This is a genomic window from Bacteroidota bacterium, assembly GCA_016718825.1.
Taxonomy (GTDB): Bacteria; Bacteroidota; Bacteroidia; order J057; family JADKCL01; genus JADKCL01.
On sequence record JADKCL010000003.1, the window covers coordinates 319,704 to 332,726 of the forward strand.

Annotated in this window: 7 protein-coding genes; 4 read left to right on the forward strand and 3 right to left on the reverse strand. The window is 51.8% G+C overall.

What is annotated here, in order from left to right; genetic code table 11:
• The first annotated feature begins 258 nt into the window (after positions 1–258).
• On the forward strand, positions 259–1,635 hold the full coding sequence (locus IPN95_05005; protein MBK9448767.1) for a hypothetical protein: 1,377 nt from the start codon (positions 259–261) through the stop codon (positions 1,633–1,635).
• A gap of 3,094 nt (positions 1,636–4,729) precedes the next feature.
• Positions 4,730–4,822 (forward strand): T9SS type A sorting domain-containing protein, encoded by a 93-nt coding sequence (locus tag IPN95_05010; GenBank protein ID MBK9448768.1) that lies wholly within the window; start codon positions 4,730–4,732, stop codon positions 4,820–4,822.
• Here IPN95_05010 and IPN95_05015 read toward each other — a convergent pair.
• Complete coding sequence (locus tag IPN95_05015) at positions 4,809–6,239, reverse strand: hypothetical protein (GenBank protein MBK9448769.1); 1,431 nt, start codon at positions 6,237–6,239, stop codon at positions 4,809–4,811. The two genes, IPN95_05010 and IPN95_05015, sit on opposite strands and share 14 nt — an antisense overlap.
• 270 nt (positions 6,240–6,509) lie before the next feature.
• On the opposite strand from IPN95_05015, the gene IPN95_05020 reads away from it, so the two are divergent.
• On the forward strand, positions 6,510–7,016 hold the full coding sequence (locus tag IPN95_05020) for a hypothetical protein (protein MBK9448770.1): 507 nt from the start codon (positions 6,510–6,512) through the stop codon (positions 7,014–7,016).
• 136 nt (positions 7,017–7,152) lie between these two features.
• A complete protein-coding gene (locus tag IPN95_05025; GenBank protein MBK9448771.1) occupies positions 7,153–8,598 on the forward strand; it encodes a tetratricopeptide repeat protein in 1,446 nt (481 codons plus the stop codon).
• A gap of 223 nt (positions 8,599–8,821) precedes the next feature.
• Here IPN95_05025 and priA read toward each other — a convergent pair whose 3' ends face one another.
• Positions 8,822–11,296, reverse strand: a complete 2,475-nt coding sequence (priA, locus tag IPN95_05030; protein MBK9448772.1) for a primosomal protein N' — start codon at positions 11,294–11,296, stop codon at positions 8,822–8,824.
• On the reverse strand, positions 11,293–12,864 hold the full coding sequence (locus tag IPN95_05035) for an ABC transporter substrate-binding protein (protein ID MBK9448773.1): 1,572 nt from the start codon (positions 12,862–12,864) through the stop codon (positions 11,293–11,295). Before IPN95_05035 ends, priA begins: the two co-directional genes overlap by 4 nt.
• Positions 12,865–13,023: the final 159 nt, after the last annotated feature.

The following is a 13,023-nucleotide window of genomic DNA, read 5'->3' on the forward strand; positions in this document are numbered from 1 at the left end:
CGGATTGGAAGTGATGGCCGCGGATTTGGGCAATTGCTGAGGGAAGTGCTGTGGGAAGTTGCCGTTTGTCAGCCCAAGCCAACGCTCTGGGATGCGCTGACAAACAGCAACTTCAGTGGTTCCGGGATGGGCTGGCAAACCGCAACTTTAGTTCGGCTGACGGACAATTCATCGAATCAATGCCCTCCCTGACCGATCGGTTGCTTGCCCAACGTGAACAATTCCTTACCTTCGCGGCCTGAAAAACGGGAATTGGGCATGAAAAACATTATTGGCATTCGGAGAGAGGATTTGAGCAAAAAAGGTGAGCAACGCGTGCCCATTACGCCCGGTTTTGTCAGCGAAATCGTCGCAAAGGGCCATAGCGTGCTCGTTCAACCGGCGATGCACCCCAAAACCCACGAACTCAAGCGGGCGTTTCGCGACGTGCAGTTTACACAGGCAGGTGCGCATGTGCAGGAAAACATCAGTGAGGCAAAACTCATCGTCGGACTCAAGGAAATCGCCATCGAATCCATCTTTCCCGACAAGGCTTATTGCTGCTTTTCGCATACCCACAAGGGTCAGAAGAAAAACCGCGAAATGCTCCAAGCCTTTTACAATCAGCGATCTACACTGATCGACTACGAATTGGTGACCGATGCCAATGGCCAACGGACGGTGACGGCATTTACCTATTATGCCGGGTATGCAGGCATGATCGATACACTTTGGGCGACGGCACAACGCCTGCATTTGAAGGGGCAAGACCATCCCTTCGCTGCGATTCCACAGGCCTTTCGCTACGATGACCTTGACGAATTCAAACGCCTTCTCGCCGAAATAGGAGAAGACATTCAAGAGGAAGGTACGCCAGCCGAATTGCCGCCGTTCATCAGCATCGTGCTCGGTGACGGCAAGACAAGCAAAGGAGCACAGGAAATTTTCAACATCTTGCCTGTCAAGCAGATTCGCCCCGAGGAAATCGAAGCAGCTTACAATTCCGGCAATCGCAAACAAGTGTATCAATGTGTGATGCATATCGGTGACATGTTCCGCCCCAAGGTGGGAACCGCCGTGAGCCGGGCAGATTGGGACAAAATGGAAATGGAAGCGCGCAGTGTCGCCTACCTCACAACGCCGATGGACTTTGAAAGCACATTGGCGAGTTATCTGCCTTTCGCGACGATCGTGCTGAATTGCATCGTGTGGTCCCCTAAATATCAGCGTGTTGTGACCAAAGCAATGGTGCGTGACCTTTGGTTTCAGGGTCATCACCTTGAAGTCATCGGCGACATTTCCTGCGATCCCAACGGCGGCGTCGAATTCAGCATGGAAACTTGGATCGACAATCCGGTTTTTGTCTACCATCCGCTGACCGAGGAGTCGACCTTGGGAATGAGCGGCGAAGGCGTGGCGGTAATGGCGGTGACCAATCTTCCTTGCGAATTCAGCAAGGACAGCAGCGAGCAGTTTGCCCGTGATTTGGCCCATCTCCTCCCCTCTTTGGTGGATGCCAACTTCGAAGGTTCGCTGGAAGAAAGCGGCCTCGACGACGAATTGAAGCGCGGCGTGATCCTCTGGAAAGGGCAATTCACGGAGAAATATGCCTACATGATGGAGTATTTGCCGGAGGCCGTGCCCTCAAAGTCCTGATCGATAACCGGATAGCATTCCCAAAACTTCCATTCGAAACGTGCGCAATTGCTCAATTTGGCATTGCTGGCCCATCGATCGTCTAATTATTTTGCCAGATTTCACAGAATGACGATGAAAAATCGAAAATATTTTTCATATTTGATCATTCAATCACTCGGTAGGTAAGCAAGTTTGGCTTTGTTTTCTGGACCAGTTTCCAGAATTTGCTCGTTTAGTGATTGACCCTCATGAAATTATACAGCCAAGTTTCGCTCTTGTTGCTTCTGCTTGTCCTTGGATGGGGACGTGCCGGTGTCATCGCGCAATGCACACCGGGAACGTATGACTATCACGGTTGCCCGTATCAAATCAACTATGTCCCAGGCAACAATTATACCCCTCAGGGTACAAATACCTATACCTGGCCAACCTCGGTATCTGGTGCTTATTTGGTGAGCGGACAAGGTCAACCCGTTGCTTATTACATGTTTACAGGGATGGGACACATCAATATTCCAGTCTCGATCTACAACAGCTTTTACAATTGCACATATACAATGACGCAGCACTTTCATGTGCAGCAATATTCCACGCCGACCATCGTGGGCACGATTCCCGGAACGTGCACTGGAAATCAAACGTTCACATATACTGCCACGCGCTGGACCGATAGCCCGAATCCTGGAGGAACACACTGGGAAAATCATTATTGGACGATTCAGGGAGGCACGCAAGTCTCATTAACGACGGGGCAAGTCACCTTTGCAGGGCCTTATGGCTATCACCTGATTGACACACTAAGGTTACAATGGAATACCTCCGGACCGCGCAGGTTGATTTTACGCCGAACTGGAATTGCATGGAGTGGTTATGCACCGGGTTGGAGTTCATGTGAAGAATTTGACACGCTGGAGGCCGTCGCCGGCCCCAACCATTTGACAGGACCAAACGCCGGATGTAGTGGTGTCACAGGAAATTATGCCGTGAGCGCCGACACCGGCTATACTTATCTGTGGACCGTCACAGGTGGTGGAACCTTGGTATCCGGCCAAGGAACACCCAATGCAAGTGTGAATTGGACGGGTTCAGGACGTGTGAAGGTCGAAAAGAACTTCCTTTGGTGCCCGATCACATATAAAGATTCCGTTGATTTCACGGTAAATCCGCTTCCGACCCCCAATTTGGGGCCCAATACGAGCTTCTGTCAAGGCTCCGGATTTTCGCTCGATGCTGGGCCTGGAATCAGCTATTTATGGAATACGGGCGCTACTACACGTACGATCATTCCCCTTTCATCTGGAACTTATTCTGTGACCGTGAGCAATGGCATTGGATGCAGCAGCGCGAGTTCCGTTACCCTGACCATGAACCCTGCTCCGGTGATTACCTCCCTTCCGACGAGCCAAATCGTCTGTGCGGGTACCAATGTCGTTTTGAATGCGGGAACTTGGAGCAGTTACCTTTGGAGCAACGGCGCAACGACACAAACCATCAACCCGACGACAACGGGAACGTATTCGGTCACCGTCACCAACAGCAACGGATGCACAGGTTCGGCCTTCACGTTTGTGAGTTTTTTGAACAACCCTGTACCGGTCCTGCCTCCCAATTTGACGGGCTGTGCCAATACGCCGGTGACTTTAAATCCTGGAACATTTCCAACCTATCTCTGGAGCAATGGCGCGACGTCGCAAGCGATTTACCCCACAACATCGGGTGTTTATTCGGTGACTGTGACCGGATCCAATGGTTGTACCGGCAATGCCTCCACCAATTTGACGATTCACCCATTGCCTACTCCCAACCTCGGGCCCAACCAAACGGTGTGCACCGGGGCGACCGTGGTCCTCAACCCCGGCACCTTCAGTGCCTATGCTTGGAGCAATGGTGCGACGACACCAACCCTTTCGCCGACGAGTTCCGGCAATTATTCCGTAACGGTGACCGATGTCAATGGCTGCTCTGGTACGGATGTGGTCACCATGACCTTCCATCCGTTGCCCAGTTTCAGTTTGGGAAATGACTCTTTTGTCTGTGCAGATACGACGGCTATGCTCTACGGCCCGGGTGGAATGAGCAGCTATAGTTGGTCCACGGGCGCGACGACTCAAAACCTCACAGTCGGATCAGGAGGCACTTATCTCCTCACCGTGACTGACGGAAATGGCTGCACAGCCTCCGATGACATCGTGATTTCGGGCTTGACGGATTGTGTATTCCCGGGGGATGCGAATTACGACGGCGTGGCCAACAACGTGGATGTCTTGGCAATTGGGGCTTACTACGGGTATGCAGGAACTGTAAGACCAGGAGCGACAACACAATGGTATGGGCAGAATGTCGCGAATTGGGGCGGCGCCTTGCCTGGAAATGCCGACCCTAAACACAGCGACTGCAATGGCGACGGATTGGTGCAGGCAGCCGACACCTTGGTTGTACACACCAATTATGGTGAGACGCATACCAAAACCGAAGGAATTGCCGCGACAGGAGCCACTTTGGAGGTGGTTGCCGCGTATGACTCAATTTTGCCTGGCGGTTTGCCTTGGTTCGTGATGTACATGAATAGGAATCAAATTCCGGTGGATTCGGTGTATGGAATCGCCTTTACGCTCAATTACTCCGCCAATGCAACGGCAAGCCCTGGTGTAAACCGTATCGACTATTCAAGTTGCTGGTTTGCGGGCAATGGACTTCGAATGGATTTTGAGCATAACTTATACCCTCTAGGTGAAGTGGACATCGCCCTCGTGAGGATGGATCATGTCCAGCAATCCGGTTTTGGCGAAATTTGTCGATTTTACATTCAAACCGATCCGAATCTCACCGCCGCCTACACCCAGCTCGATGTTTGGTTGACCGACATACACTTGGTCGATGCCCAACTTGGCCTTCACCCAGTCACGGCGACAGGTGCGTCCACGATCGTCACGCATTTCCTGACTGGCTTAGAGGGGAGTTCGTCGATCCAACCACCCACTGTTTTCCCTAACCCGGCGCAGGATATCTTGCAAATCGTTCAGCCGTCTGCCGAACTTTTGGAAGCAGTATTGTTGGATGTAAATGGCCGAATGCTCCTCGTTCGAGATCTTTGGGTGCAGCAAGTGCAACCATGTCCATGTCTGAATTTTCGGAAGGTGTTTATTTCCTTCGAATTTCCACTTCCGCCGGCAGCTATATGAAAAAGCTCGTCATCGCGCGTTAAGCTTTGCGGCTTCATCGACTTTTTGACGCAGCCACTTGAGGTCGCTTGCCTCGCGCGTGGCTTCGATGGCACCAATCAAAGCACCCAACAGCACCCGACTACCCTGCCTGTAATCCACCAAACGGATGAGGAATTGCACAAAATTCGCATGAAAATTGCGCTGACGCTCTGAAATCGCGGAATTGCCCTTCAGGTACTTCAATTGCTTTTCGGCGAGGGTATGAAGTGCATTCCAGTCTTCGAGTTCATAGAGGGACTTCATCAATAGTATCTTGCCTTCCAATTCGTAAACTGGGTCCGAAAACATGGCGAATTGCAGCAATTTGCGGCATTCCGCGAAGGCGCCGAGCACGTAATGCAGGGCAGCATGGCTATAGGCCACGATGCTTTCCTTTTCCGATTCAGGCAAAAGCTTGGAATAGGATTCGATAAATTCCCTGGTCCAATCAAACTCCTTGAGTCGTAACCCAACGGTAAGGATGTTCTTGAAGTGCTGGGCAGGAAACGTCTCGTTTTGTATCAACACCTTGTTTTCCAACTGCTCCTGATACAACCAAAAGATTTCCTGCAAATAGCCTTCCGTTCCCCGGTTGAGTTGTTGAATGCTGAAACTGAGCGCGAATCCATAAAGGTGCATCAACTCGTCCTGCTGAAAATGCTTTGCATTGGTTTTGAGGCTCATCCGCAGTTTCCGAAAGTACAATTCGGGATCTGTATGCGTGAGCATTTGTAGAACCGTTTCGTAAATCGCAATCGCAACGGGTTCATTTCCCAATTGCTTTCCCAGCCGTTTGCGCAGTTCGTCGACCAATTGCTTGTCCCCTTCCTGCACATTCCCGCCTGCCTTGCTCACGAGGTCGCATACGAGTCGGAGACGCGTGCCAAAAAAGAAGTTCTGCAAATCCTCGATCAGGGGATGCAGCCAATCCTCGCCCGTTTTTTCCTTTCGATCAGTCTCAAAATCCTTGGCTAATTGATGCAACCGGAAGCGCTCGTAATGGTAGTCGGCATCGCGCAAGCCGTCCTTGTCGAGCTTTTCGAGGGCTTTGGCGAGGCCTTGGCCGAAGTATTTTTCCTGTTTACGTTCCGCCAACCCTTCCAGCAATAGCCTGCCTTGGAGCCAATGCTTGGAAGCCAGCTGCTTTTGCACCAGGAATTCCTCGACCAACCGCGTCAAATCCGTCATCACATATCGCAAGCGTTGATGGTCATAAGCCAATTCGGGCCAAAGACGTTGATGCATCACTTCCAATTCAGGAGTGGATTCGCCTCTTTTCAGGTACTTTTCCGTTTCCTCCAGCAACCTCACCACGATTTCCTGCTTGTTGAAAAATGGCGAATTCACCAATTCCCTGAGATTGCGCAGTTCCCAGACGTCAAAGGTCCGCAGCAGGGTGACCAGTTTTGTTTTTTCCATTCTTCCCGATAAATCTCTCTCTGATTGGCTTCAAAACTATTGCATATTGGATAAATGGGAAGATTTTTTTCGAAGAAACCGTTAAAACTTGCCCGATGAAATTTTGAACAATTTGACTGCGTTCTTGCCACAAAGGCACGAAGACACCAAGTCAGGCGCGCTGTCCTTCGTGTCTTGGTGCCTAGGTGGCCAATTTTCGAAGGTGCCCCACTCACCAAACAATCTCCGCAGAATGTACTTTTTGAGCAAATGCGGCGTAAATTCGAAAAGATGAAACGGAGGTGGATGTACGGGATTCTTTTGCTGGCCTTTTGGGGCCTTCACAACCTTGCATTCGGGCAATTCCAGCTTGTTTTGGAGAATCAAAACGCCTTCAAAAGACACCGCATATTTGTCGGCGACGAAATCGGCATCCGCGTCAAGGGCATGGATCAGGTTTATGTCGGCGAATTGGACGGGGTGAAATCCAGTCTGATTTTCATGTTTGGCGACAGCTTGGATCCCAAAAGCTTTGACCGCATCCATATTGCAAGGCCCAAAGCAGGCATCAACATGCTCCGGGGTGCGTTTATCATGACAAGCATTCTGTATCCGGTCATGATGGTTCTCAATTTGCCCCGTGACCAATGGACCTGGAAACGCGCAGCGATCACGGCGGGCGTCAGTGCAACGGCATTGATCACGCAAAAAACACTGAAATTGGCCTATTGGAAACGAAAAAGGCTGGATCGAGGCAAATGGGAATTGCGTATTCGGCCGACAGTGGAGAGCCTTTGACCTTTTTGCGAATCACAACTTCGTAATCCGTTGATCATTGGGTCGGAAGACGGAGTGAACGAAAGGAAAGCATTCGCAGAAATTCCCCAAAAATCTTCCTACCTTCAAGCCGAATCATCAGTGACCCTTATTTCCCATGCGTCCCTACGCAATTTTGATCGTGCTTGTGACTTTGCTGCTCGGCTTCTCCCCTGCCGCGAAGGCTTCTGCAGACCCCGTTGACAGCCTCAAGGCATTGATTGCCAAGGCTCCTCACGACACAACCAAAGCATTCTACACCAATCAACTCGGCACAGCTTTTTTCAATACGGACCTGGACTCCGCGATGGCCTATTGGCAAAAGGCCCTCAAAATGGGCGAGGTGCTTTCCATGCACGAAGACACCTTGGTACGACGCGCCGGCAAGCTGCAAATCATGAAAAGCGCGAGCAATTGCGCGGTGGTTTACCAATACCGCGGACTTTATCCGCTGGCGCTCAAGCAATACCAACGCTGTCTGCGCATCGCCGAGGACCTCAAAAACCGGCGGGGCACGATGATGACCTTCAACAACATCGGCCTCATCGAATTGGTACAGGAAAAATACACCGAGGCACTGGACCATTTTCAGAAAAGTCATGTCATCTCCCTGGAGCTCAAGGATTCCACGACCACGTCCACGACCCTCAACAATGTAGGAATCGCACTCAAGCGCCTCAAACGCTACGACGAGGCACTTGCCAAATTCCGAGAAAGCCTTCTCTGGGCCAAACTTGTCGGCAACGACGACCAAATTGTAGATGATTTGATCAACATTGGCTCGCTGCAGATTATTCACAAGGACTTTGATTCGGCCAATGCGACTTTCCGCGAATCCTTGAAGCTGGCGACCGAAATTGAATATTCCTTGGGGAAACCCAGTATTTTGAGTGGGATTTCAGAGTCCTACGAAGGTGCGGAAAACCTTGACAGTGCTTTGCACTATGCGCATGCAAGCTTGGATTCGGCTCGCGCCCTGGACATGACCGAGGAGATCATTCCCGCGCTCGAGCAACTGGCCGAATTGCAGGAAAAAACAGGGCAATTTGCCTTGGCAACCGCGACGCTCAAGGAATATATCACCCTGAAAGACAGCTTCTTCAATGCCGGGAAGGTATTGGAATACGGCCAATTGAAGGAGAGTTTTGCCTACGAAAACAAGGAATTACAAGAAGCACTGGACCAACAAAAGCAGGAAGCGGAACTCCGTGCAAAAAACTTCAAACAATACCTGATTTCATTTGCCACAGCCTGTTTGGTGGCGTTGCTATTGCTTTTTGGCGTTCGCTACGCTAAACGAAGGCGCCTGAAGTACTTCGTAGTCTTCGGGGCGCTGCTGTTTTTCTTCGAATTTGCATTGGTGTTGCTTGACAACTTCGTAGACGGCTTCACGGGCGGATTGCCGATCCCTAAATTGCTCGCCAACGTGCTGCTCGCGGCGGTGTTTGCGCCACTGAATGTGGTACTCGAAAAGTCGCTCATGCGCGGAAAAGGAAAAGCAAAGGCGGAACCTGTGGCCGAGAACCAAGAAGAATCAGGAGCCGGGCACCGGCGGGAGCGGTGAATTTGGGGCTCGTTCGTTTGCGCCCAAAGGTTCCCCCCCCCGGGGTCCCGGCAGCATCAATCAGCCGACCAGGGCCGGGGGGGGGCCTTTGATTGGGATCGCCGGCGAACGGGCTTATTTTGGCCCGGGGGGGGGGGCGCCGCCGGCGGGGGGCGCCGCCGATCAGCGTTAGGCCGGGGGCCCCGCTTCGAATACTCTCTTCACCCCAACTCACACTCAAACCTCACCCCGGATCAACATCCACCAAGATCCGTAACGTCTTTTGCGGCGCGTTGCTGTAGTAAAAATCGATGCGCTCGGCGAGGATTTTGCGGACTTTGTCCACGGAAGCCGTTCTCGGGATTTTGAAGATGGCGACTTGGCGGTATTCGTTGCGGAGTCTTGTGATGTACGGATATTCAGGACCTAACAAGGCGTCCCCGAAGCTGATCAGGAAGATGTTGCGGATGACTTCGGCCTGACTTTCCAAGAACATCTGATTGGGATGGCGCAGCTCCATTTTGATGATGCGCGTGAAGGGCGGATAGTTGAGCACTTGCCGGTTGGGCAGGTCGAGGTCGTAGAATATGCCGAATGGTTTTTGCAGCAATTTCAGCACGGGGTTGTCAGGCATATACGTCTGAATCATCACCTTGCCCTTTTTGGTACTGCGTCCTGCGCGGCCACTCACCTGTGTGAGCATCTGATAGGCGAGCTCATGTGCGCGAAATTCGCCCATGCTCAGCATCAGGTCGGCCTCGATCACGCCTACCAAGGTTACGTTCTCAAAATCAAGACCTTTGCTCACCATTTGCGTACCAACCAAAATGTCGATTTCGTGGTGCTCAAGGCTGCGGATGATTTTCAGAAAACCCGTGCGGGTGCGCGTGGTGTCCAAGTCCATCCGCGCGATGCGCGCTTCTGGAAAATGCGCCTTGATTTCCTCCTCGATCTTCTCCGTTCCGATCCCCATTTGCCGGATTTCGTAGCTCGCGCACTTCTCGCATTTGCTGTATTGATGGTCGATGTACCCGCAATAGTGGCAACGCAACTCTTTGCGCGCCTTGTGAAAGGTCAACGAAATGTCGCAGTTGATGCAATGCGGCACATGCCCGCAATTTTGACAGGAAATGTAAGGCGCAAAGCCCCGCCGGTTTTGGAACAGGATCACCTGCTCCCGCCGCTCGAGCGTTTTGCGCACCTCGATCAACAAGGCTTTTGAAAAATGGCCGTCCATCAGACGTTCCTTTTTCGCGGCTCGCAAATCCACGATTTGAATCTGCGGCAATTCGGATTTCACCGCCCGGTTTTTGATTTCGACGAGGGTGAATTTGCCAGCGCGGGCATTGTGATAGGTCTCGAATGCCGGGGTCGCCGAACCCAGCAAAACGTTGAGGTTCAGCATTCGCGCTGCAAAAATCGCGACATCGCGGGCATTGTAGCGCGGATTGGGCTCGGCTTGCTTGAAGCTGTGGTCGTGCTCCTCGTCGATCACAATCAGGCCGAGTTTCTTGAACGGCAAAAAAATCGCCGAACGCACGCCGATCACGATGTTGTATTCGCTCGTCAAGACTTTTTGCCAGATTTCAACGCGCTCGTTGTCGGTGAAGCGGCTGTGGTACACTCCTACCTGTTCCCCGAATTCACTTTTGACTTTGTCGATGATCTGCTGCGTCAGGGCAATTTCGGGCAGCAAATAGAGCACCTCCTCCCCTTTTGCCAGCGCCTCCTTGATCAATTCGATATAAAGGTGCGTTTTCCCGCTTCCTGTCACGCCATGGAGCAAGACGGGTTTGGTCGGTTCGGCAGCAAACGATGCCCGAATGCTTGCCAACGCCTCATTTTGCTCATCGGTAAAGGTGATCGCCTTGTTGTTTTCGCGGTAGGCTATGATCGCCATACGGTCTTCCGGCTCTTCAAATTCGCGGAGGAAACCCTTTTCGATGAGGGTTGCGATTGGACCTTCGCTGCCGGGCAGGCGCTTGCGCAGGATGCTTTTCAGGATGGGTTTTCCGTGAAAAAACTGCTCGACGACGAGCATGAGCACTTCTTCTTGTTTGTGCGCATTTTTCAGGCTGCTGAAGGCTTGGTTGAGTTGCGCTTCCTCGCGGTACATGGGTGCGACTTCCACAAATCGCACCATTTTTTGCGTGTAGCCTTCCTTGAGCCGGTGTACCAATCGAATCAAACCCCGGGCTTCCAAATTGCGCAATCGGGGCAACGGACCTTGCATTTCCATCACCAAGCCCGCATCAGCAAGATTCATGCGACGTTTGGATTCCAATTGCCGCAGGAAATCATAGTCTTTGGAGGCAAGTTCGGCATCTTCCCAATTGTCGATTCCTGCCCATTCAGCCACCATTTCGCTTTCCAGTTTCAGTCCCGCAGGCAGGGCGGCTTTGTGGACTTCACCCTCCGTGCAGAAATAATAGTGGGCGATCCAAGCATAGAGATCGAGTTGTGCCTTGTGCAATACGGGTTGGTCATCGGGAAACGCTTCGACGAATTTTAGTTTCCGTAAGACCGCGTCGTGCAAACCTTCCGATTCATCTGCTGCGTCCTTGACCTTCCGAATGACCCCGGTATACATCTTATTTCGCCCGAATGGCACGACCACACGCATTCCCACAACGGCCAAAGCTGCATTTTCGGGTGGCACGCGATAGTCAAAAACACTTTTGAGCGGCACAGGCAATATGACCTCAACGACTAGATTCATGAGGCTTTGCGTACCTTTTTGAGTGAAAGCATGTTGATGGCATTGGTGGTGAGCCCAGTGACATCCTTGGAAATGATTCTGACGATCTTGTCGTAATAAAGGAGTACCACCGGCGCCTCTTCCAGCATTTGCCGGTCCATTTCCTGATAGAGCAGAAAACGAATCGAATCACGCGGTTCGGATTGTGCCGCTGCAAAAAGGGAATCAAACCGAATGGATGAAAAACGCATTCGATTGGGTCCGTTGGGCGGAATTTGATCCGTCGTGAAAAGGCCGAGGTAATTTTCGCCATCCGGATAGTCGGCAATCCAACCAGCCCGCCAAAGGTTGATTTCGCCTTTTCCGGCAGATTCCCGCACAGCTGCACCGTCCATGTTGTCGATCGTCACGCTCAAACCTATCCGTTCCCAGCTTTTTTGGACGAATTCCATGGCAGCTTGGTACACAGGCGTGGACTTCAAGGATAGGGTCGGAATGCCCTTTCCAGCCGGATAACCCGCCGCTTCCAGCAATTGGGAGGCCTTGTCAGGATTGTAATCAAAGCCCACCACTGCATGCGCATCAAAGCCCGGCATGCCCGACGGAATCATACCCGAGGTTGCGGGATAGCCATTTCCGTTGAGCACATATTCTACCAGTGCCTCCCGATCGATCGCATAGTTTAATGCCTGTCGCACACGCCGATCCAACAGCGGATGCCCTTTGGCAGCGGGCTTCGTCGAATCGACCAAAATCCCGATGAACTCCGTATTCAGTTGCGGATGAAGATCAAACTGGAATTGATCAAGGTACTTTTGTCGGATCTCGCCCCGGCTGTCAAAAACTTCGTCCTTGGTGCTTTTGTCAATGCCATTCACAAAATCGAGCCGCCCTTGGCAGAGTTCTACAAATTCGCTGAGTCGCTCCCGAATGAACCGTACGTGCACGGCATCGAGGTAGGGCAAAGGCTTGCCTTGCGCATCCTTTTCAAAATAGCGGTCGTTTTTGAGCAGAATCAGACTCACATTTTCATTCCAACTTTTAAACTTGAAAGGTCCAGTTCCAATCGGATGGCTTCGGAAGTCTTTGCCGTAAAATTCGACAACCTCCCGGGGGACGATCGAGGCGTAGGCCATGGCAAGCAGGTTGGGAAATGGGGCGAATGGTTTTTCCAATCGGATCTGAAAAGTAGAATCGTCGACCACTTTGAATCCTGAAACCTCGGCGGCCGAGCCGTTGCGATAGGCCTCGACACCGGCCACTTTGCCGTTGAAGATCCAAAATCCTTTTGCCGCTACAGCGGGATCGCAGATGCGGGTAAAACTGTAGCGCACGTCTTGCGCATTCATTCGCCGGGTGCTGTCAGGCCCCAAAAGCGGACTTTTATGAAACCAGACATCGTTGCGCAGATGAAAAGTGTAGGTTCGGCCGCTATCGGTCACTTCCCAAGTGCGGCAGAGGGCGGGCTGCAGGACGAGGTTGGAATCAAACGCTAGCAAACCGTCAAAAATCTGGGCACACATCCATGTGGCGCTTTGGTCGCTGGCATAGGCTGGGTCAAGTGTACTTAATCCTGCATAGAGGTTCATGCGGAAAACTGTCCGATTACCAACATCTTCCGACGGTTTTCCACATGATACCAACAAGGCTAGTGTGCATAACAAGGCCAACAAAATTTGCATTGATGGCGCGCTTCTTTTGTAACTTTGCCTCTTGAATTTTAGCATCCGATAAGGTCTGCAAGGGTG